Here is a 21,198-nt window from a genome sequence, read left to right on the forward strand (position 1 = left end):
ACGTGGCCTCTACGAGCCTGGGTGCCGGTTGATGAGATAAAGTAGCGGGAACAGGAAGATCCACACAATATCGACGAAGTGCCAGTACAGGCCGAAGTTTTCTATCGGCGCGACGTACCCTTCCGTGAACTCTCCTCTTTGCGCTCGCCATGTGAGCCAGCCCAGCAGGACGATACCGATGATCATGTGCAGCGCGTGCATGCCTGTCATGGCGAAGTAGAGCGAGAAGAAGACCTGCGTCTTCTGCGCCATGTCGGGAGACAGAGGCTCCTCGACCGGCTTGCCCGTCTTCGCATCGATAGGAGGATTGACGAACTCCGAGATATCGAAGCTTGCGCCGGGGATGTGGTGCTTCTCCCACTTTTCCTTGTACTCGAAGTACTTCACGCCAAGGAAGATCAGGCCGAAGAGCGTGGTGAGCAGAAGCATCGCCACCAGCATCCCTTTCTTGCGAACCTCGGCTGCCCACACACCAAGCGCCATAAAGAAGCCTGAGCTGATCAGCACTGCCGTGTTGATCGTGCCCAGCGGAATCGAGAGCTGGTTCGACGCGGCGACGAATGCCGGGTTGTACCAGTTGCGATAGAGCAGGTAGGCGAAGAACAGCCCGCCGAAGAACATGATTTCCGTCAGCAGGAACAGCCACATGCCGAAGGTTCCGGCCTCGCGCTGCTGCTCCTCCGTCTCAAAATGATGGCGGAGCTGCGGCAGCGAGTGGTGGTGCTCGTCTGCGTGCGTATCGTGCGTCGCTACGATCGTGTTATCCAACGGTCGTCACCTCTTGTGCAGTCTTGTGAGCGAGCCACTCGTAGTCGTATGCCTCGTAATCGATCACGGGGGTCTCGGTGAAATTCTCGGTCAGCGGCGGCGACTGGATCTGCCACTCAAGGCCGGTCGCCTGCCAGGGGTTGTTGCCCGCGATCTCGCCGTACTTCAACGACCATGCCAGATAGATCAGAGGCAGCAGGAAGCCGATGCCGAGCACCGTTGCGCCTGCGGTCGAAAGTACGTTCAGCACCTGGTACTCCGCCGGGTACGAATGATAGCGGCGCGGCATGCCCAGATAGCCGAGGATGAACTGCGGCATGAAGGTCAGGTTGAAGCCGATGAAGCTGGTTACAGCCGACAGCTTCGACAGCGACTCCGGATACATGCGACCTGTCATCTTCGGCCACCAGAAGTGGACGCCGCCCAGGAAGGCCATCAACATGCCGCCCACCATGACGTAGTGGAAGTGCGCGACGATGAAGTAGGTCTCGGTGAGGTGGATGTCCATACCGAGCGAGCCGAGGAAGACGCCCGTCAATCCGCCGATCGTGAACAGGCCGATGAAGGCCAGCGCATACAGCATCGGAGTCTCAAAGGTGATCGAGCCCTTCTGCATCGTGAACGACCAGTTGAAGACCTTGATGGCCGAAGGCACGGCGACGAGCATGGTCAGCAGTGAGAACACCAGCGCCGAATAGTTCGACACGCCCATGATGAACATGTGGTGCGCCCAGACGAAGAAGCCGAACAGCGCGATTGCCACCGAGGAGAACGCCACGGCCGAATAACCGAAGACACGCTTACGGCTGAACGTCGACATGATCTCCGAGATCACGCCCATACCCGGAAGAATCATGATGTATACGGCCGGGTGCGAGTAGAACCAGAACAGATGCTGGAAGAGCAACGGATCGCCGCCCAGCGTCGGGTCGAAGACGCCGATATGGATCGTGCGCTCCAGCACGACAAGGACCAGCGTGATCGCCAACACCGGGGTTCCGAGCACCATCAGAATTGAGGCCGCATAGTTCGACCACACAAAGAGCGGCAGGCGGAACCACGTCATGCCCGGCGCACGCATGCGGTGAATGGTGACGATAAAGTTCAGCCCGGTAAAGATCGACGAGAACCCTATGATGAAGACGCCAAGTCCGGCCGTCACCACATGTGTGTTCAGGTAGTGCGTCGAAAGCGGCGTGGTAAAGGTCCAGCCGGTATCGACGCCGCCGAGCACCAGAGCGGCCATCGTGAACGCCGCGCCAGCCATGTAGAGGTACCAGCTCAGCAGGTTGATCTTCGGGAACGCGAGATCCTTGGCGCCGATCATAATCGGGATCAGGAAGTTGCCGATGGTCGCCGGAACCGAGGGCACCAGGAACAAGAAGATCATCACGATACCGTGCATCGTGAAGAGCTTGTTGTAGGTGTCCGAAGCAACCAGGTCGGGCTGCGGCGTCAACAACTCCAGCCGAATCAGACCCGCAAAGAGTCCGCCGATGAAGAAGAAGAACGTGATCGAGATCAGGTACAGGATCGCGATGCGTTTGTGATCGCCTGTCAGCAGCCAGCTCAGCAGGCCGTCTTCCGCATTGATGTAGTTCTTCTTCGGAAGCGTGGCCGTTCTCTGGTCAGGCAGGTTGACGATGGTTGAACTGGTTGCGCTCATGGCTTCACCACCTCTGGGGTTGCGGGAGCCGCCTGGTTATTCGACTCCGATGTGGTCAGCGTCTGCTGAACACGGTAGTTGGTCTTGAGGGACTTCAGATACTCCACCAGATCGATTAGCCCCTCTTCGCTGATCTGCCCCTGGTAGGTGGGCATGATGGGCGCGTAGCCCGCAGTAATGTGCTGTGACGGATTCAGAATAGCGTCACGAAGATAAGCATCGTTGACGAGAACCTCGGAGCCGTTGGCCAGCCGCAGTTTCGAACCGTAGACTCCCGCCAGATTCGGGCCGCGCGCAGTAGCCTCGCCGTTATGGCAGGAGTTGCAGCCCATGGAAGCGAACAACCGCTCGCCGTTCTGCGCCAGCGACATGCCGCTGGTCGAACCCTCGGTCCACTTCTTATATTCATCAGGCGTCAGCACCGTAACTTCGCCGATCATGCCTGAGTGCTTGGTGCCGCAATACTGCGTGCAGAAGATGTGGTACGTGCCGGGCGTCGTCGCCTCAAACCATACCGTCGAATAGCGTCCTGGAATGACCTCACGCTTCACGCGGAAGTCCGGGATCGAGAAGCTGTGGAAGACGTCCTGCGAAATCATCGTCAGCTGTACCGGCTGGCCGGTAGGAACATGCAGCGCGTTGATCTCGTGCTGGCCGCCCGGATGCTCGGCCTTCCACATCCACTGCTTGCCCACCACGTAGATGTTCATCGCGTTAGCAGGAGGATTGTAGATACGGAAGTAGAGCAGCGCGCCCCAGACGAAGCAGATAAGGAAGAGCGCCAGCGGAATAATGGTCCACGTCGCTTCCAGCAGCGTCGAGCCCTCGACCTGCGTGGCGACCGGGTTGCGAGCCCTGCGGTAGCGGATGGAGAAACCGAAGACGAGCGTGCCCACCAGCACCAGGCCGACGACCGTAATCAGCAGAAGGAAGAAGTAGAGCGCGTCGGTGTATGGCGCGATCGTCGACGCCTCGCTCGGGAACAGCGCCGAGGAGTGAAGCCACTTCACCAGAAATTGCCACAGTACAGGACTGATCTGCATCGTTACCCTTTATCCATTCTCTTTCTTCGTCAAATCGTGGTCGCGTCCCAGCTTGAGGTCCTTGCGGAACATCAGGAAGATGAAACCTCCCAGCCCCGCCATGGTGACCATACCGCCCAGCTGCACTACACGGGCAATCACCAGCGAGTGCTTGTTTGCCTGCGGATCGTAGTGATAGCAGTAGGTCAGAATGTTGGCGACCGGCGACCCAATCTTGTTGTCCGAGGCCTCAACCAGCCCCAGCAAAATGTCCTTCGGCGAGTACTCCACGCCGAGATAGTACTGAGCCAGCTTGCCGTCGGTCGTCACGACCTCGATCGAGCTGGCATGCGCATACTGCGTCAACTTGCCGTCCGGTCCTGGCACGCGCACATACCCGAATCCAACCGCGTCGGTCACCTGATCGATCGACGGACGCTGGCCCGTCAGGAAGTGCCACCCGGCAGCCGTCTCCGGCTTGCCGTAACGCTTCAGGTAGAACTCCTTCTTCTTCGCAGCCGCCTCGGGCGTATCGTTCGGATCGATTGAAACGACGATGACGTCGAAATCCTTGCCCGGAGTAAGCTTCACCATCTCCAGCGCGCCCGTCAGACCGTCCAGCTCCTCCGAGCACAGCATCGGGCAGGTGAAGTACACCAATGTCAGAATCGCCGGGTGCTTGCCGAAGTAGTCGCCGAGCTTGACCGTCTTGCCGCTCTCGTCGACAAACTGAGCATCCAGCGGAAGCGGCTGATTCAGCTTCTGCGTCACGCCGACACGCTGCAGCACCTGCGGCAGCTCGTCGCCGCGGTTTTCGCCCTGCTGTTTGTCGCCGTAGCCCGCGACCTGAGCCAACACGCTGGAGGCACACAGCAGCGTGCAGCCGAGCGCCGTTGCCGCCCGTCCCACCGTCCGTGTTGTCCACCATCTGCTCATCGTTCGCTCTCGGTTCTCTGCGTTACTTCGCTGTATTCAGCTGTGCGTGCTCTGCGTTCTCAGCACGGTTGAAGTCCATCTTCTGGCGGCGCGCCTCGATGACTTCCTGCTCATAGCCCGTGCGTGCAAATCCATTGGTGAGCGGAGCCTGTACATGCGGAGCCGTCTCGCCAATCATCAAAGCTCCAGTGCTGGCAGTCTCCGTATGTACCGGAAGCCCGCGCTGCGCAATCAACTCCATCGCACGGTCGATGGGAATGCGGATTGCATCCTGTCCCGGCGTGCTCGAGTAGTAATCCAGCATCAGATCTTCGCGAGCATGCAGGTCAGCCGTCTGCTGGTTGCCGTCGTCGAGATCGACGCGCGGCTCCGGAAAGGTCTTCGTCAGCTGCTGCAAAACACGCTGCTGCTGATCGGGATTGCTGGCCAGGTTCTCGCGCTCGCGCGTCGTCTTCACACCGGCAAGCTCGTTCCACTTGGTGACCGGACCGTCGGACTTGATCAGGGCGCCGTTGATCACCTTACCCATGACAAAGCAGAAGACGAAGAAGACCACCAGGAAGCCGACCAGGCCCGAGAGGAAGACCATAACGCCACTGACATTGACGTCGGTGATCTCATAGCCCGGCGCGTCCTCGGAGTGACCAGGGGTGTAGTGATGACCGTGGTTGTTGTGTTCTTCGTTAGTGGGCATGTTCGGGCTCCAGCATCTCTTCCAGGTGCGGGTCGTTCACGTTGACCAGAGGACGCTTCATCAACTCGGTGAGGTAGTACGCTCCCCACACTGAAAGCACGGCCACCGGAACGGTGATGTACGCAAGGATTCCAATGTTGTTGGTGATGTGCAGATTTGCTGCAGCATCTTTGAAGTTCGGCTCGATCAGCCAGAACATGTCGAGGCAGCGCGCAAAGATCATCCAGCAGGTCAGCGCGATCATCTTGCTCTTGTTGCGCTTCAGGTCGCGCGACAGCAGCAGGGTAAACGGAATCAGCCAGTGGCAGATGAAGTCCAGCGAGCAGATCACCCACCAGCCGCCGTGGATACGCGCCAGATACCACGGAATCTCGTCCGGAACGTTGCCCGACCAGATGATCAGGAACTCCGCGAAGCAGAGATAGATGTTCAGCATCGTGAAGGCGAAAGCGAACTTGCCCAGATCGTGCTGCTCGGTCGTGCGTAGCAGCGTCTTGAACGGCTCATAGCGCGAAAGCAGGATCGAGATGAGAATGCCGAGCGCCAGCGTCTGATACCCCTGGCCGACGAGGAACTGCAGACCGTAGATCGACGAGTACCAGGTTACGTCCAGCGACTTGATCAGCAGGATCGCGAGATCGGTCATGAGGATGACATAGATCAGGATGCCGATGCCGGAGAGGTTCTCCGTCTTGATGCGCCAGTAGTCGAAGCTTGCCTGCGTGCCCGCGGCCGGGTCGGCATCGCGCTGCAGCGACCAGCGGTTGAGAAGTGTCATGATCGCCAGCAGAATGCCGAAGACAACGACCACCTGCACGATCGCCGCTGTCGGGCTGAGCATGGCGTGCTTGGCATTGGCCGTCAGCATCTGCTCCTGCGTCATCAGGCCCTTGGCATAAGCAGCTGCCGTTGCAGCCTTGTCCGGGAAAGCCGCCCATTGATAAAGGTGCTTCATGAGGGCCAGGACCGGGATCACCATGGCTGCCACCAGCCACAGAGTGCGCGAAGCCGCCTCCAGAGGACGGCGCAGCAGCAGGCCCCACTTACCGCCCGAGACATACTGCAGCATCAGCATGGCCAGTCCGCCGCCGGCAAAGCCGAAGGAGATCATGAATCCCATCAGGTAGGCGCGCAGGAGATGGTTGCGGCCCTCGTGACTCCACGAGAACGCAACCAGCGAGACGATAGCGGCGAGCGCACCGACGACGAGCAGGCGCATCCGCCAGGCCTTGATGGCCTCCTCGGGCGCCGCAAGCGATGCAGGAAGAACCCGCGGTCCGTGACCGTGTCCTTCTCCGTGATGTTCGTGTCCGTGTGACATGCTTTTTCAGGCCTTCATTCGGAAGCTTCCGAGACTACTGCTGTGCTGCTCCAGTGGTTGTTGGCTTCGCCGCCGGCTTTTCAGCCGGAGCGTTGGATGTGGATGTTCCGCCCGCTGCCGGAAGAACAAAAGACTCACCCGTCGGGGTCCCGGTCACTGCCGTTGCCGGGAGCTTGATGTCCTCGGCGAACGCAGCCGGCAGGCCCTCGCTCTCGGCAATCGCCTTGAGCGGCTGCACGTGCTGACCGGCAGGAACATCGGCCGTCTGCGCATGCTGGCTCAACTGCAACGCGCGGATGTAAGCTGCAATCGCCCAGCGGTCGGCCGGGGCCACTTGTGCAGCGTAGTCCGGCATCGCTCCGTAGCCGTTCGTAATCACGTGAAAGAAGTGGCCGAGCGGAGCCGAGCGCAGACGCGCGGTGTGGAAGTCGCCGGCCTTCGTGTAGCCGCGCTGCACTGCCATACCTTCACCATTGCCAACGCGTGAGTGGCAGGGCGTGCAGTAAATGTTGTAGCGCTCCTGTCCGCGCGCCAGCACCTCAGCGGTTACAGCGAACGGGAGTCCGTCGCCTTCCTTGCCGTCGACCAGACCGGTCGCGAAGTAGGAGTCGGGGTGTCCCTGATTGCGGGCCACCGTATTGGCTACCTGCGGACGCACCGAGCGTCCATCGGCGTAAAACGTCGTTCCACGCTGCGGAAAGAACTTCGGCTGGTCATGCATATCCTGCCGACAGCCTACGGTCGCCCCAAGGGCAAGCGTCGCTGCGGCAAGCGCTACCAGTCTCGCGTGTGTGTGCCGGGTATTAATGGTCCACCTCCACCACCGAGACTGCGTGGAACTGCTCTAGAAACGTCCGCGTCTCAGTCAGCGAGAACTTCGGGTCCGTCGCCTCCAGGCACAGGAAGAACTTGTCGGTCGTCGCGCCGTTGCGGAAGTTCGGCGCATTGAACAGCGGATGATAGAGCTGCGGGAGCCCATTGAGCGCGATCATGCCGAAGCCCGCGGAAAGTCCGGCAAACAGAATGGTCCACTCGTACGCCGGAATGATGAACGCAGGCCACGAGAACAGAGGACGGCCCGCAATGTTCAGCGGATAGGCCCAGACCGCAATCCAGGTCTCCATCAGGTACGCCGTGGTCACACCCATCAGGCCGCCCAGCAGGCAGACCAGAGGAACACGGTTCTTGTGGAAGTGCAGCGCTTCCGCTGCTTCCTCCACCGGATACGGCGTGTAGCATTCCATGCGGCGATAGCCTGCAGCACGTGCCTGCTCCGTCGCATACACCAGCTCACTGGGAGTGTTGAACTCCGCGATCAGTCCGTAGATTCCTTCTCTGCGCGGCATTAGCTCATCTCCTCGCTTACGGTCTCAGCGGTCGGGCCGCCACGCGTAATCTTTGTCTGCGGCAGCATCATCCTGATTTCCGACATCGGAATCATCGGGAGGAAGCGCACGAACAGCAGGAACAGGCAGGTAAACAGGCCCCAGGTTCCAATGAAGAGCATGTAGTCCCACTTGGTCGCAACGTAGGTGCCCCAGCTCGACGGCAGGTACTCGCGGTAGAGCGAGGTCACGACGATGACGAAGCGCTCGAACCACATACCGATGTTCACAATGAACGAGAGCACGAACAGATAGCCGACGTTCACACGCAGCTTGCGCGACCACAATGTGGTCAGCGGGATCGCGATGTTCGTCAGGATCAGCATCCAGTAGCCCCACCACATCGGGCCGAACATGCGGTTCCACATCATGAAGAATTCCCAGTGGCTGGCCGAGTACCAGCTCATGAAGACTTCCATGCCGTAGCCGTAGGCCACGATCGAGCCGGTGGCCAACATCACCTTCGCCATGTTGTCCAGATGGCGCAGCGTGACCAGGTCTTCCATGTGGTACCACTTGCGGATCGGAATCGCGAGCGTAAGCACCATCGCGAAGCCCGAGTACACAGCGCCGGCGACGAAGTAGGGCGGGAAGATGGTCGTATGCCATCCCGCCAGGGCCGCCACCGCGAAGTCGAAGCTGATGACCGTATGTACTGAGAGCACCAGAGGTGTCGAAAGTCCGGCCAGCAGCAGCGAGGCCGTCTCATAACGGATCCAGTGGCGGGTCGAACCGCGCCAGCCGAGCGACAGGATGCCGTAGAAGTAGCGGGCCAGCGGCAGCGTTGCACGATCACGCAGCGTGCCGAAGTCCGGGATCATGCCGATGTACCAGAAGACCACCGAGATCGTCGCGTAGGTCGAGACCGCGAAGACGTCCCACGCCAGAGGCGAACGGAACTGCGGCCAGATGTTCATCGTGTTCGGGTACGGGAACAGCCAGTACCCCAGCCACGGACGACCAACGTGCAGCAGCGGGAACATGCCGGCGCAGACCACGGCGAAGATCGTCATCGCCTCAGCGAAGCGGTTGATCGAGTTACGCCACGTCTGCTTGAAGAGCAGCAGGATGGCCGAGATCAGCGTTCCGGCGTGGCCGATACCGATCCACCACACAAAGTTGATGATGGCGAAGCCCCAGGCTCCGGGCATCGTGATACCCCAGATGCCGACGCCCTTCAGGAACAGCCAGGTCACCGCGATCACAACCAGCGACGCCACGCCTCCAGCCACCATCAGGCCGAAGAACCAGCCCAGCGGGGTGTTCGACGTCAACACCAGCCCGGCGATCTTCTGCGTCACCGACTTGAAGTTGTGGCCCGGGGCGATGACCGCGTACTCGCCGGTCCGCGGATCGATCATCGGGTCGTTGATGGGTACTTTCGTCGCCATTTATGCCAGCTCCGGATTCGGGTTGATGACGCCAGCCGTGTAGGTTGTGCGCGGACGGTAGTTCAGATCGCCCAGCACAGCGTAGTCGCGTTCCTCGGCCTTGCGCTTCGCGACCCTGCTGTCCTTGTCGTTGATATTGCCGAAGACGATCGCATCGGTCGGGCAGGCCTGCTGGCAAGCCGTCACGATATCGCCGTCGCGAACCTCGCGGTTCTCCTTGTCGGCCACAATCTTGGCCGCAACGATGCGCTGCACGCAGTACGTGCACTTTTCCATGACGCCGCGCGAACGGACCGAGACGTCAGGATTGCGCATGAACTTGAGGCTCTCGGTGTCGTAGTCCGAGTACAGCAGGAAGTTGAACCGGCGCACCTTGTACGGGCAATTGTTCGAGCAGTACCTCGTACCCACGCAGCGGTTATAGACCATCACGTTCAAGCCTTCCGGCGTATGCACCGTCGCGCCGACCGGGCAGACCTGCTCGCAACCCGCGTTCTCGCAGTGCTGGCAGGCCATCGGCTGGAAGTGAGCCTTCGGGGCATGCAGGTCGCCCTCGAAGTAGGTATCGATGCGAATCCACTGCATGTTGCGTCCGACCTTCACCTGCTCGCGGCCGACGACCGGGATATTGTTCTCCGCATAGCAGCTCACCACGCAGGCGTTGCAGCCGATGCAGGAGTTCATGTCAATCGACATGCCCCATGCGTTCTGAATCTTCAGGCTCGAAGGATCGGTCTTCTTATAGTCCCAAGCATCCGGGAACATGCTGAGATCGACATGCTTCTGCGCGTCCCAGCCAGGATCGCCGTGCGCCGGATTCTCACCCTGCGGACCGTATCCAACCTTGTTGACGAATGTGCCGCTGGCGCCCTCTTCGGCGAACTTCGGATTCTTCTCTGCCTCTTCGACCGTGGCATAGCGGATGATCGACCGCTCCATCGCCTCATGGCCTTCGAGCGAGTAAGTCCCCTCCGTGTCGTACTGCGGGTGCTCCAGGTCATGCTGCGCAAACGCGCCGCGGTGCTCCGTCGAGTGCACCTTGGTGACGCACAGATCGTAGAAGCTGCCGTCCACCTTCTTGGCTGTTGCGCCTGTAGCTACCAGCGGCGCGTCCGAGGAGCGCAGCGTATAGGCATCGAAGCCAACGCCACTTCCCACGCGGCCCGCCTCAGCATTCCGGCCAAATCCCAGGTGCACCGTGATTACACCATCCGGATGTCCGGGAACCATGAGGATCGGAGCCTTTACCTTGCGGCCATTCAGCTCCAGCTCGATCAGCTCCGTCTCTTCGGCCTTCAGCTCGGCCATCGTCGCAATGCTGACCAGCGCGGCGTTATCCCAGCTCAGGTTCGTCACCTGCTTGGGCAGCTCCTGCATCCAGCCCACGTTGGCAAACCGGCCATCGTAGAGCGAAGGATCGGGGCGGAATGCCAGCTCATAGCCCGACGACGAGCCCTTGGGAGCGGCAAACGAAGTCACGCGAGCCGGGACGCCGGCCTTCGGCGTGAACGCCGTCCCCTCGACCCAGCCATCGTGCAACGCCTTGCGCCAGCCCGCGGCAAAGTCGCCCTTGATGTAATTCTTGGCATTGGCCACCACAGCGTCATATGCCGTCGCCTGCGAGTTATCGAGCAGGGTCTGGAAGATGTCGTGCGCGCTCTTGCCGCCGTACATCGGATCGATCATCGGCTGAATGATCGAGATCGTGCCGTCGTAGGCACGCGCATCCGACCAGCTCTCGAGGTAGTGCGCCTTGTTGATGTGCCAGTGGGAGATCACGCCCGTCTCATCCACGTGCGTGCCGAGATGAACGACCGTCGGCACCTTATCGAACGCGTCCTTGAAGTTCAGGTCAGCGGGAGCCGAATAGATCGGGTTGACACCCAGGATCACCAGCCACTCCACCTTGCCCGCATTCATGTCGGCGACCAGCGACTTGAAGTCCGCAACCTGCTCGCTCGGCAGCGGGTTCACCGTCTCGGTGTAAACAACCGTCTTGCCCACTGCGCCAATCAGTGTGTTGATCGCGTAGGCGGCAGCGTGAACCGAGGCAGGAGCCTGTTCGCCCGGAATAACAACCGCGCGGCCCGAGTTCTTCTTCAGATCTTCCAGCAATGCATTGAAGAACTTCGTCTGCTCCGGGGTCAGGCCCGCGGGAGCCGTACCGAAGACCAGCGCATCGGCGAAGGCCGCAATCTGGCTCGGCTTCAGCGCAAGGCGATGCTCGGCGCGAAGTCCCGTCACCGTGGGCATCGACTCAACCGCGTACAGGCGGTTCATCTTCTTGCCCTCTTCGTAGCGATGACGCTCGCCGTAAGCCGCCGCCAGAGGCAGGAAGCCCGGATGCGCAATGCCGCCCAGGAAGTCGGCGTCGAGCGCAAGGATCACATCGGCGTCTTCAAGCCTGTACTGCGCGTCGGCGTAGCTGCCGAAGGCCGCCTTCGAGGCCGCGCGCGACGAGTCCTGGTTCACCGGCTCCCACTGCACCAGCTTCGCCGAAGGATACTTCGCCTGCACCTGCTTCCACTGCTCCGCCAGGGTCGGCGAGGTGATCGTCTCGCTCAGGAAGTAGAGACCCTTGCCGCCAGAGCTCTTCTTCGCCGCAGCAATGAAGGCCTCCTGGAACGCGCCGAAGCTCGACGTCTGGCCGCGATAGCGCACGTGCTGCGAGCGGTCCGGATCGTACATATCCAGCAGCGTCGCCTGCGTCAGCGCATCCGACTTGCCTTTCGACATCGGGTGCTCGGGGTTGCCGTCCACCTTGATCGGGCGGAAGGAGTCCGACTTGATCAGAACCGGAATCGCGCCCGTTGGGAACGGGAACGTCGTGGCAAAGTACATCGGCTTGCCCAGGACCAGGTCCTCGGGCTGCTTGACGTAGGGGAAGATCGGCTCGTCGGGCTGCTTGGTGCAACCGGCCAACCCGGCCAGCGCGAAGCTTGCGCCCATCACCTTCATAAAGCCGCGCCGCGAGACAGCATCGACCCACTCGCCTGCACCATGCTGACGGGGGAATTCCTCCCGCATCAACTGCTGGAACGCCGGAGAGTCCGACAGCTCATCGAGGTTCTTCCAGAAGCGCTTGCCGGTCTTGCCGTCCAGCTTCTCGCGAACCTCGGCCAGCGTCATCTTCGCCGGAGCAATCTCCGTGACGACCTGCGCCTTTTCTTCCGCCAGTGACTTTGTCTCAGCCATCGTTTCTTCTGTTCCTATCCCAGTCTTTGTGGTGACGGTCGCCTTCATCGGTGGCACGTCTCGCAGCTCGACAGCTCATTCGGAGTACGAATGTGATACTGCGCCGTCAGGTACTTGCCCAGCTCAATCTGGCTGGTGAACTTGGTATAACCGGCGGGAACCGCGGCCTCTTCGGTCGCCACCTCGCAGCTTACGTTCTGCGCGGTGGGTCCACCCTTGTTCGTGCTGGTGCAGACGACCGGCTTCGTCGTCGAGGGGCCAGCCCATGCCATGTTGTAAATCTCAGAGGTCGGACGCAGGTTCACAGCGGGATTGCGGTGGCAGTTCAGGCACCACTCCATCTGCAGCGTGTTCTGCTGATACATCAGCGGCATCTCGTCGACGCGTCCGTGACAGCTGGCGCAGCCGATGCCCTTATTCACGTGAATATCGTGATTGAAGTACACGAAGTCCGGAAGGTCGTGAACGCGGATCCACTGGATCGACGCGCCCGTCGCCCAGCTCTGACGCACCGGCTCAAGATACTCGGCGTTCGTCCAGATCTGCGCGTGGCAGTTCATACAGGTCTTGGTCGGAGGAATACCGGCATAGCCGGCCTTCTCCACCTGCACATGACAGTACTGGCACTGCAGACCCACACCCTCAACGTGGTGCTTGTGGCTGAAGGGGATCGGCTGGTCCGGGCGCTGGCCCTGCTTGGTCACCCACGGGGAGCGCTGCAGTTGGTTCAGGGCTACGCCGAGCGCGATGACGATCAGGCCCGCCAATACCAGGCTCATCCGAGCCAGCGCGTTCGAACTGCGGTCAAAAACTTGCGCCATGAATGCTTCCTGCTTCCTCTCTGATTCGCCTGGCGTCCGTCTAACAGGTCGAGAAGGAGTTCAAGGGTTGGTAATTCCTGTCTTACGCCGATCAATGCGCCTATCGGCGTTTCAGGCCTCCGCTTTCACACTTCAGCCTGAGTTTTTAATCTCTCTGGATTTCTGAGTATAGCAGCGGGAAATAGCATTCCTCACCCACTGACCGATACTCGCAACCGTTTTTTCAACTACAACATCCGATTATCGAAACACTGGAAGACGCCCGCCGAAACAGTCTGCACAACATCTCGTGCATCTGCGCAAACGAGGGTCAGCACACCACAACATCTACCCTGCCCGAAAGGTATCGCCCTTGTAAATCAAGAGTGATTCAGTCCGATTTACAGCAGGTAAAAAATGCAACTCTGCTGACACCATCTGTCACCAACTCTCAATAGAAGAGCGCCGAAGACATCGTTTGCCGCTGACGCTCTGATACCGTTTTCTTCATGCCGCGCACCTTCTCGAGCCCACGTCCGCCGCGCTACGACTCTGCGCGCGCCATCGCAGAGCTCTCCGCCGCCGACCCGAAGCTGGGCAAGCTCATCGAGCGCGCCGGTCCATTCACCCTCCGCGTCGCCAGCACACAATCTCCCTTCGAGGCCCTGACCGAGGCCATCGTCTACCAGCAGCTTCATGGCAAGGCCGCAGCCACGATCCACCGCCGCATGCTGGAGAGCTTCCACGAAATCTGCGGCGTCGGCGTCCATCCCTCGGCACAGCATCTGCTCGATTGCCCCAACGAACAGCTCCGCGCCGCCGGCCTCTCGAAGAACAAGATGCTCGCCCTGCGCGATCTCGCCGCTAAGACCATCGACGGCACCGTGCCCACGCTTGCGATCATTCGCAAGATGTCCGACGAAGACATCATCGATCACCTCACCCAGGTGCGCGGTATCGGTCGCTGGACCGTCGAGATGCTCTTGATGTTCCGCCTTGGACGACCCGACATCTTCCCCGTCTCCGACTACGGCATCCGCAAAGGCTTCGCTCTCACCTTCCAGGGCTTGAAACCGACCAAAAAAGTCGAGCCATCCGATCTCCCCAACGCCGAAACCATGCACCGCCGCGGAAAGAAGTGGGTTCCGTGGCGCTCCATCGCAAGCTGGTACATGTGGCGCGCCTGCGACCTCGCCAACGGCAAAACTCTCGTACTTCCCGGCCAGTAGCAGCTCATCTATATCAACAGAAGCATCGATCGATAGCCGACGGTCGTCTTCTTGATCCTTCTGCCTGCAGTGAAGTTTTCATCCACCTGGGATTGCAACGAATCTGGCAATCCTGCATTGTCTCTGAATTTTCGTAATGCAATCCTGGAATGAACCTTAGGCTTAGTGGATCGTGACCCGGACTCTACCCAACCCCTTGCAACGCGATAACCTCTAACAGACAACATGGCAAAGTCCAAACAAGCCGTCAGGCCCGCAGCTTCCTCCCCTACGCCGGCCACCCCCGAGCGCTACGTCTGTATTCACGGACATTTCTACCAGCCGCCGCGCGAGAATCCCTGGCTCGAGACCGTCGAGCTGCAGGAGTCCGCCGCCCCGTACCACGACTGGAACGACCGCATCACCGCCGAGTGCTACGCACCAAACGGCGCCTCCCGCATCACCGACCGCGAAAACAAGATCATCCGCATCATGAACAACTACTCGCGGATGAGCTTCAACTTCGGCCCAACGCTGCTAAGTTGGCTGGCCGACAATGCTCCCCGTGCGTATCGCATGATCCTCGACGCCGACCACGCCTCCGCCGAGCGTCACTCCGGCCACGGCTCGGCCATCGCGCAGGTCTACAACCACATCATCATGCCGCTGGCCTCGCGACGCGACGCCCTCACTCAAATCCGCTGGGGCATCGCCGACTTCGAGCACCGCTTTGGCCGCCGCCCCGAGGGCATGTGGCTGGCCGAAACCGCCGCCGCCCGCTGGGTGCTCGACCTCATGGCGCAGGAGGGCATCAAGTTCACCATCCTCGCGCCAAGCCAATGCGCCCACGTGCGCCCGCTCCCCACGTCTGCCGAAGTCGAAGCGGCAGCCAAGTGGATCGAGACGCCGGACGCCTCTGTCGACACGACGCGTCCTTATCTCGTTCAGCTCGACGAAGGCCGCTCGATCGCTGTCTTCTTCTACAACGGCCCCGCTTCGCGTGCGATTGCCTTCGAAGGCCTGCTGAACAGCGGCGAAAACTTCGCCAGGCGACTAGTCGATGCCTTTCCCGCCGCTCCTGAAGGCGAGCCGGCTGCGGCGCAGCTCTCCCACGTGGCAACCGACGGCGAAAGCTACGGCCATCATCACAAGCACGGAGAGATGGCACTCTCCTACGCAATGTACTGGCTGGAGCAGAATCAGCAGGCCCGGCTGACCAACTATGGCGAGTTCCTCGCGAAATTCCCACCACAGTGGGAGGCCGAGATCGTCAACGACACCTCGTGGAGCTGCGCACACGGCGTCGAGCGCTGGCGCTCCGACTGCGGCTGCAACTCGGGCGGCCACCCTGGCTGGAACCAGCAGTGGCGTGCCCCGCTGCGTCAGGCTCTCGACATGCTCCGTGATGCAACGGCGCCTCTCTCCGAAGAGCTCGCCAAGCCGCTCTTCAAAGATCTCTGGGTCGCGCGCGATGCATACATCTCCGTCATCCTCAACCGCGCGGGAAACACCGATGCCTTCTTCGCCGCGCATCAGGCGCACCCGCTCTCACCCGCCGAACGGATCATGGCGCTCGAGCTGATGGAGCTGCAGCGCCACACGCAGCTGATGTACACCTCCTGCGGGTGGTTCTTCGACGAAGTATCGGGCATCGAGACAGTGCAGGTCATCGCCTACGCTGGCCGCGTGCTCCAGCTGGCGCAGAAGCTCTTCGGCGCACCCGCTGCCGATCTCGAAGACAAGTTCCTCGCCATTCTCGCTAACGCGCCAAGCAACATCGCTGAAATCGGCAGCGGAGCCGAAGTCTACCGGCGCTTCGTCACCGGCATGAAGATCGGCCTCGAGCAGGTGGGCGCGCACTACGCCATCAGCTCCATCTTCCGGCCCTATCCCGAAGATGGCGAATTGTTCTGCTACAACGTCCACCGCGCCAGCCACGAGGTCTACAACTCCGGCCGCGGACGCATTGCTCTGGGCAGCGCACGCATTCACTCGCGCATCACCGAGGAGACAGAAGAAATCTGTTACTCCGTCCTGCACCTCGGCGACCAGAACCTCTCCGCCGCAGTCCACCGCTACGACCCCACCGACGCCGAGCAGGTTAAGCGCTTCAACACTTTTTCGAAGGACGTCGGGCTCGCGATGCGCCGCGCCAACCTTCCCGAAGTCATACGGCTAATCGACCGCAACTTCCGCAACGGCGACGCCGCGCACGACGCAGAGTCCGCGCCCGCACCGGCAGGCTATTCTCTGTTGTCGCTCTTCGCCGACGAGCAGCGCCGCATCCTCGAGATCATCCTCAACCAGACCATCCATGAGATGGGCGACTCTCTCCGCAAAATCTACGAGGACCACGCCTCGCTGCTCGACTTCCTCACCGATACCGGCATCTCGCCGCCGCCCGCACTGGAGCTGGCCGCCAACTTCGCCATCAATGCTGCTTTGCGCAAGGCCATTGAGGCCGACCCCTTCGACTCCGAGTACGTCGTCTCGTTGCTGCAGCGCGCAGAAACCGAACGCATCACGCTCGACGGCCAGCAGCTCAGCTACACCTCCAGCCAGCGCATGAAACGCGCCATGGTGCGCCTCGAAGCCGCAGCCGCAGGCGACCCCTCGGCCACCGGAGCGCTCCAGAACGCGCTCACCGTTGCCGAAACGCTCCGCAAAGCTCCCTTCGAGGTCAACCTGTGGGGCGCGCAAAACATCTGGAACGATCTGCTGCGCCGCAGCGACAAAACCTATTGGACCGAGGAGTGGCGCGAAGACTTCCGCAAGCTCGGCGAAGCCATGAACATCAAGGTCGACCAGCTCGTGACCGAAGAAGGCGTCAGCGCCTTCTAGCCCTATGCCCCAGAAGGATAAGGAGAGTCCATCGTGAACAAGCAACGTCGTGAAGTCCTTACTGCGCTTACTGCCGCCGCAGGATCAGTGCTGTTACCCGGCTCTTTTGCTGCCGCCCAGCAAACGCCTGCAGCGAACGCTCCGGCGAAGGAGACGGTCACCGGCATTGGCGGCTTTTTCTTTCGGGCGCGAGACCCCAAGGCACTCGAGCAGTGGTACCAGGATCACCTCGGCGTCTCCGTCATCCCGAAGAGTGACACCGATCCCGTATGGAAGCAGCAGGCCGGACCGACGGCGTTTGCCCCCTTTCCTGAGAACAGCAAATACTTTGGCGACGCCACAAAGCAGTGGATGCTCAACTTCCGCGTAAGCAACCTGGACAAGATGACCGCGCAGCTTGAAGCAGCAGGAATTGCGGTAAAGGTGGACCCGACGACCTATCCCAATGGCCGCTTCGCGCGCATTCACGATCCGGAGGGAAATCCGATCGAGCTGTGGCAACCGATGAATACACCACGGTGAAGCAGGGAGCGCAGACAGCCATTAGGCCAATCCGCCTACTCTCTCCCCTCCACACGGGCATAAAATAGAGCCATGCCCATTAATCCGAACGCCACGCTCGCCGCCGCGGATCCTGAGGTCTATACCCAGGTTGAAAACGAGATCCTTCGCCAGCACGAAGGGCTCGAGATGATTGCGTCTGAAAACTTCGTCTCCCGCGCCGTGCTTGAGGCCGCCGGAACCGTCTTCACCAATAAATATGCCGAGGGCTACCCCGGCAAGCGCTACTACGGCGGCTGCGAGTTCGCCGACATCGTCGAGAACCTCGCCCGCGACCGCGCCAAAAAGCTCTTCGGCGCCGACCACGCCAACGTGCAGCCCTCGTCCGGTTCACAGGCCAATGCTGCGGCCTATATGTCGATCATCAATCCCGGCGACACCCTGCTCGGGCTCGACCTCGCCCACGGCGGCCACCTCACCCACGGACACAAGCTCAACTTCTCCGGCAAGCTCTACCGCATCGTCGGCTATCAGGTCCGTAAAGACACCGAGACCATCGACTACGACGAGCTCGAAGCCAAGGCCATCGCCGAAAAGCCCAAGGTCATCGTCGGCGGAGGCTCCGCCTACCCGCGTTTCTGGGACTTCCCGCGCATGCGCCAGATCGCCGATAAGGTCGGCGCCTATCTCATGGTCGACATGGCCCACTTCGCCGGACTCGTCGCCGGCGGTGCGCACCCCTCGCCCGTGCCGCACGCGCACATCACCACCACCACCACACACAAGACGCTACGCGGACCGCGTGCCGGACTCATCCTCTGCACGCAGGACCTCGCCGCCTCCGTCGATCGCTCCGTCTTCCCCGGACACCAGGGCGGACCGCTGATGCACATCGTCGCAGCCAAGGCTGTTGCCTTCAAAGAGGCGCTCGACCCCGAGTTCTCCACCTACGCCCACCAGGTCGTTGCCAACGCCAGGGTGCTGGCCGAAGCGCTCGCCGCCGAGGGCTTCCGCATCATCTCCGGCGGAACCGACAACCACTTGATCCTGGTCGATGTCTTCCAGAAGGGCATGTTCGGCTCCGAAGCGGAGACGGCGCTGGGCGAGGCAGGCATTACGGTCAACAAGAACGCCATCCCCTACGACACCAACCCGCCCATGAAGCCCTCGGGCATCCGCATCGGCACTCCCGCGCTGACCACCCGCGGCATGAAAGAGCCGGAGATGAAGCAGATCGCCGTCTGGATCGCTCGCGCTCTCGAGAACCGCAACGACGCAGGCGCCCTGCGCAAGATTCGCGGCGAGGTCACCGAGCTGGCCGACCGCTTCCCGCTTTACGAGTTCCTGCGCCAACCGCAGCCGGTCGCGTAAACATCCTGCCTTCATCAAGATCCTCCCGTTCAGCCTTCAACGCTGCGGGAGGATTTCCACGTTGCGAGCCAATACACTGGTCAGACCACACCGAAAGGCCCTCACCGAAATGCCCTGGTTCACCGTCGAAGCCGATGCCATCCCCGAAGCGCAGATTAAAGAAGCCGCCATCCGGCTCGTCGACGAGGCCCAAAGGCGCATTGCTCCAAATCTGAACCGCGTCCTGCTGCTGCCACCCGACCTCACCCGCGCTCACTCCGGCGTCGGCAAGATCACCGAGTGGGTCTATCAGGAGATCCTCCGCCGCAATCCCGGCGCGTACGTCCGTGTCATCCCGACACTGGGCCAGCATGTTCCGCACACCGAGGCCGAAAATAAGTGGATGTTCGGCTCCATCCCCAACGAAATCATCCTTCCGCACGACTGGCGCAACGGTGTCACCCACATCGGCACCATTCCCGCCGCGCTGGTCGCCGAAACAACAGCAGGGGCCGCCGACTGGGAAATTCCCGTAGCCCTCAACTCCACCCTCATCGACCAGCCCTGGGACCTCATCGTCAACCTCGGCCACGTCGTTCCGCACGAGGTCCTCGGCTTCGCCAACCACAACAAGAACTACTTCATCGGCCTCGGGGGCAAGGAAACCATCTGCGCCTCGCACATCGCCGCCGCAGTCTATGGCATCGAGAACAACCTCGGCTGTCTCGTCACTCCGTTACGGGCCTGCTACAACTACGCCGAAGAAAAACTGCTGGGACACCTTCCCGACGTCTACCTGCAGATCGTCATGCAGCGCGATGCTCAGAACCGCCTCGTCACCAGCGGCTTGTTCATCGGCGATGATCTGGAGACCTACCTCGCCGCCGCCCGCCGCTCGCGCTCACAGAACATCACCGTCTTCGATAAGCCCGTCAAAAAGATCATTGCCGTCATGCAGGCCGACGAGTTCCGCGCCACATGGGTAGCCAACAAGGCCGTCTACCGTACCCGCATGGCCATCGCTGACGGCGGCGAACTGCTGATCATCGCCCCCGGCGTCGAGCGCTTCGGCGAGCAGCCCGAGGTCGACGCCCTCATCCGCAAGTACGGCTACAAAGGCACGCCTCGTACCCTCGCGCTCTACAAAACCGAAGCCGACATGCAGGCCATCCCGCACGGTGTCGCGCACCTCATCCACGGCTCCAGCGAGGGCCGCTTCACCATTACTTACGCACCGGGGCCGAAGATTTCAAAAGAAGAGATCGAGCAGATCGGCTACCAGTACGCCTCGCTTGCCGAGGTGGAAAACCGCTACAACCCTGCGCTCATGAAAGAAGGCTGGAACACCATGCCCGACGGCGAAGAAGTCTTTTACATCAGCACGCCAAGCGCCGGCCTGTGGACGACCGAGGCCAAGCTGAACAACCCGGCGCGCCGGGACCTCTCGGCCGGCCTGTAACTTCACGTCTTTCGAGTCTTCCAGACGCTCATCCTCGTCCCTCTGTACAAAGACCGTGGACGGTGTATCTTTCTCCACGGAGGATGATGCGGCGATGACCCTTGAGGTTCTCATCTGGCTGATCGCCATCCCGCTGCTTGGCTTCGTCACCGGCATGCGGACGATGACGCCGATTGCCGTTCTCTGCTGGTTCGCGTATCTCGGCTATTTGCCGGTCAGCGGCTCATGGGCATGGTGGTGTGCAAAGCTGCCCGTCGCGATCGCCTTCACCGTGCTGGCCTTGCTCGAATACGTCGCCGACAAGCTCTACCTCAGCCCGCGGCCTACACGCCCCTTCGTTCTGACCGGACGCATCTTCATCGGGGGACTGGTAGGTGCCATCCTCGCCTCTGGCCTGAACGCCTCAGGCATCGAAGGCGGCCTGCTCTGCACGCTGGGCGCAATCGCCGGAGCCTTCTGCGCCTACCAGCTGCGCCACCAGCTCACCCACCGGCTCGGCTGCAAGACCTGGCATGTCACGGTCACCGAGGACATCTTCGTCCTCGCCTCAACCATCATCTGCATGGGCATCATCACCGGCTGAATACTTCTTGCGTATCATTCCGAGCGAGCTGAGCCCCAGCATTTCTCTGTACCGCCCCTCAGTTCCCGAAAGCCGCCG

The 21,198-nt window shown here is 61.1% G+C and carries 17 protein-coding genes; 6 read left to right on the plus strand and 11 right to left on the minus strand.

All coding sequences use genetic code 11. From position 1 onward, the window contains the following. Positions 1 to 9 precede the first annotated feature (9 nt). The 11 genes from KFE13_RS09425 to KFE13_RS09475 form a co-directional block, all read right to left on the minus strand. Positions 10 to 768 (minus strand): cytochrome c oxidase subunit 3 family protein, encoded by a 759-nt coding sequence (locus KFE13_RS09425; RefSeq protein ID WP_260702854.1) that lies wholly within the window; start codon positions 766 to 768, stop codon positions 10 to 12. Then, positions 761 to 2,434, minus strand: a complete 1,674-nt coding sequence (locus KFE13_RS09430) for a cytochrome c oxidase subunit I (RefSeq protein ID WP_260702855.1) — start codon at positions 2,432 to 2,434, stop codon at positions 761 to 763. Before KFE13_RS09430 ends, KFE13_RS09425 begins: the two co-directional genes overlap by 8 nt. Beyond that, positions 2,431 to 3,477, minus strand: coding sequence for a cytochrome c oxidase subunit II (coxB, locus tag KFE13_RS09435; protein WP_260702856.1), 1,047 nt, complete (start codon positions 3,475 to 3,477; stop codon positions 2,431 to 2,433). The genes KFE13_RS09430 and coxB overlap by 4 nt, the downstream gene beginning before the upstream one ends. 9 nt (positions 3,478 to 3,486) lie before the next feature. Continuing rightward, positions 3,487 to 4,392: an SCO family protein gene (locus KFE13_RS09440; RefSeq protein WP_260702857.1), complete on the minus strand. Its 906-nt coding sequence runs from the start codon at positions 4,390 to 4,392 to the stop codon at positions 3,487 to 3,489. A gap of 22 nt (positions 4,393 to 4,414) precedes the next feature. Then, positions 4,415 to 5,086: a hypothetical protein gene (locus tag KFE13_RS09445; protein WP_260702858.1), complete on the minus strand. Its 672-nt coding sequence runs from the start codon at positions 5,084 to 5,086 to the stop codon at positions 4,415 to 4,417. Further along, positions 5,076 to 6,407, minus strand: a complete 1,332-nt coding sequence (locus tag KFE13_RS09450; RefSeq protein WP_260702859.1) for a hypothetical protein — start codon at positions 6,405 to 6,407, stop codon at positions 5,076 to 5,078. Before KFE13_RS09450 ends, KFE13_RS09445 begins: the two co-directional genes overlap by 11 nt. 34 nt (positions 6,408 to 6,441) lie before the next feature. Beyond that, the gene (locus tag KFE13_RS09455) at positions 6,442 to 7,128 is read right to left on the minus strand and encodes a c-type cytochrome (RefSeq protein ID WP_260702860.1); all 687 of its coding nucleotides are present in this window, start codon (positions 7,126 to 7,128) and stop codon (positions 6,442 to 6,444) included. A gap of 82 nt (positions 7,129 to 7,210) precedes the next feature. After that, positions 7,211 to 7,753: a DUF3341 domain-containing protein gene (locus KFE13_RS09460; RefSeq protein WP_260702861.1), complete on the minus strand. Its 543-nt coding sequence runs from the start codon at positions 7,751 to 7,753 to the stop codon at positions 7,211 to 7,213. Beyond that, the gene (nrfD, locus tag KFE13_RS09465; protein ID WP_260702862.1) at positions 7,753 to 9,183 is read right to left on the minus strand and encodes an NrfD/PsrC family molybdoenzyme membrane anchor subunit; all 1,431 of its coding nucleotides are present in this window, start codon (positions 9,181 to 9,183) and stop codon (positions 7,753 to 7,755) included. The genes KFE13_RS09460 and nrfD overlap by 1 nt, the downstream gene beginning before the upstream one ends. Further along, positions 9,184 to 12,378 carry a TAT-variant-translocated molybdopterin oxidoreductase gene (locus KFE13_RS09470; RefSeq protein ID WP_260702863.1) on the minus strand — a complete coding sequence of 1,065 codons (3,195 nt, stop codon included), beginning with the start codon at positions 12,376 to 12,378 and terminating at the stop codon, positions 9,184 to 9,186. A 44-nt stretch (positions 12,379 to 12,422) separates the two neighbouring features. Continuing rightward, complete coding sequence (locus KFE13_RS09475; RefSeq protein WP_260702864.1) at positions 12,423 to 13,199, minus strand: cytochrome c3 family protein; 777 nt, start codon at positions 13,197 to 13,199, stop codon at positions 12,423 to 12,425. 488 nt (positions 13,200 to 13,687) lie between these two features. On the opposite strand from KFE13_RS09475, the gene KFE13_RS09480 reads away from it, so the two are divergent. The 6 genes from KFE13_RS09480 to KFE13_RS09505 all read left to right on the plus strand — a co-directional run bounded on the left by KFE13_RS09480 (position 13,688) and on the right by KFE13_RS09505 (position 21,120). Further along, a complete protein-coding gene (locus tag KFE13_RS09480; RefSeq protein WP_260702865.1) occupies positions 13,688 to 14,407 on the plus strand; it encodes a DNA-3-methyladenine glycosylase family protein in 720 nt (239 codons plus the stop codon). A gap of 225 nt (positions 14,408 to 14,632) precedes the next feature. Next, on the plus strand, positions 14,633 to 17,227 hold the full coding sequence (locus KFE13_RS09485) for a DUF3536 domain-containing protein (RefSeq protein WP_260702866.1): 2,595 nt from the start codon (positions 14,633 to 14,635) through the stop codon (positions 17,225 to 17,227). Positions 17,228 to 17,260: 33 nt separating this feature from the next. After that, positions 17,261 to 17,749 (plus strand): VOC family protein, encoded by a 489-nt coding sequence (locus KFE13_RS09490; protein ID WP_260702867.1) that lies wholly within the window; start codon positions 17,261 to 17,263, stop codon positions 17,747 to 17,749. A gap of 72 nt (positions 17,750 to 17,821) precedes the next feature. Then, positions 17,822 to 19,099 (plus strand): serine hydroxymethyltransferase, encoded by a 1,278-nt coding sequence (locus KFE13_RS09495; RefSeq protein WP_260702868.1) that lies wholly within the window; start codon positions 17,822 to 17,824, stop codon positions 19,097 to 19,099. 109 nt (positions 19,100 to 19,208) lie between these two features. Then, positions 19,209 to 20,537: a lactate racemase domain-containing protein gene (locus KFE13_RS09500; RefSeq protein ID WP_260702869.1), complete on the plus strand. Its 1,329-nt coding sequence runs from the start codon at positions 19,209 to 19,211 to the stop codon at positions 20,535 to 20,537. A gap of 94 nt (positions 20,538 to 20,631) precedes the next feature. Further along, positions 20,632 to 21,120, plus strand: a complete 489-nt coding sequence (locus tag KFE13_RS09505; protein WP_260702870.1) for a DUF4126 family protein — start codon at positions 20,632 to 20,634, stop codon at positions 21,118 to 21,120. The last annotated feature ends 78 nt before the right edge of the window (positions 21,121 to 21,198 follow it).

The sequence above is a fragment of the Edaphobacter flagellatus genome (genome assembly GCF_025264665.1).
Classification (GTDB): domain Bacteria; phylum Acidobacteriota; class Terriglobia; order Terriglobales; family Acidobacteriaceae; genus Edaphobacter; species Edaphobacter flagellatus.

What these genes read in the sequence shown, in the direction of transcription:
- KFE13_RS09430 (WP_260702855.1), bottom strand. Translation starts at nt 2,434, where the DNA reads ATGAGCGCAACCAGTTCAACCATCGTCAACCTGCCTGACCAGAGAACG.
- coxB (WP_260702856.1), bottom strand. Translation starts at nt 3,477, where the DNA reads ATGCAGATCAGTCCTGTACTGTGGCAATTTCTGGTGAAGTGGCTTCAC.
- KFE13_RS09440 (WP_260702857.1), bottom strand. Translation starts at nt 4,392, where the DNA reads ATGAGCAGATGGTGGACAACACGGACGGTGGGACGGGCGGCAACGGCG.
- KFE13_RS09445 (WP_260702858.1), bottom strand. Translation starts at nt 5,086, where the DNA reads ATGCCCACTAACGAAGAACACAACAACCACGGTCATCACTACACCCCT.
- KFE13_RS09450 (WP_260702859.1), bottom strand. Translation starts at nt 6,407, where the DNA reads ATGTCACACGGACACGAACATCACGGAGAAGGACACGGTCACGGACCG.
- KFE13_RS09455 (WP_260702860.1), bottom strand. Translation starts at nt 7,128, where the DNA reads ATGCATGACCAGCCGAAGTTCTTTCCGCAGCGTGGAACGACGTTTTAC.
- KFE13_RS09460 (WP_260702861.1), bottom strand. Translation starts at nt 7,753, where the DNA reads ATGCCGCGCAGAGAAGGAATCTACGGACTGATCGCGGAGTTCAACACT.
- nrfD (WP_260702862.1), bottom strand. Translation starts at nt 9,183, where the DNA reads ATGGCGACGAAAGTACCCATCAACGACCCGATGATCGATCCGCGGACC.
- KFE13_RS09470 (WP_260702863.1), bottom strand. Translation starts at nt 12,378, where the DNA reads ATGGCTGAGACAAAGTCACTGGCGGAAGAAAAGGCGCAGGTCGTCACG.
- KFE13_RS09475 (WP_260702864.1), bottom strand. Translation starts at nt 13,199, where the DNA reads ATGGCGCAAGTTTTTGACCGCAGTTCGAACGCGCTGGCTCGGATGAGC.
- KFE13_RS09480 (WP_260702865.1), top strand. Translation starts at nt 13,688, where the DNA reads ATGCCGCGCACCTTCTCGAGCCCACGTCCGCCGCGCTACGACTCTGCG.
- KFE13_RS09485 (WP_260702866.1), top strand. Translation starts at nt 14,633, where the DNA reads ATGGCAAAGTCCAAACAAGCCGTCAGGCCCGCAGCTTCCTCCCCTACG.
- KFE13_RS09495 (WP_260702868.1), top strand. Translation starts at nt 17,822, where the DNA reads ATGCCCATTAATCCGAACGCCACGCTCGCCGCCGCGGATCCTGAGGTC.
- KFE13_RS09500 (WP_260702869.1), top strand. Translation starts at nt 19,209, where the DNA reads ATGCCCTGGTTCACCGTCGAAGCCGATGCCATCCCCGAAGCGCAGATT.
- KFE13_RS09505 (WP_260702870.1), top strand. Translation starts at nt 20,632, where the DNA reads ATGACCCTTGAGGTTCTCATCTGGCTGATCGCCATCCCGCTGCTTGGC.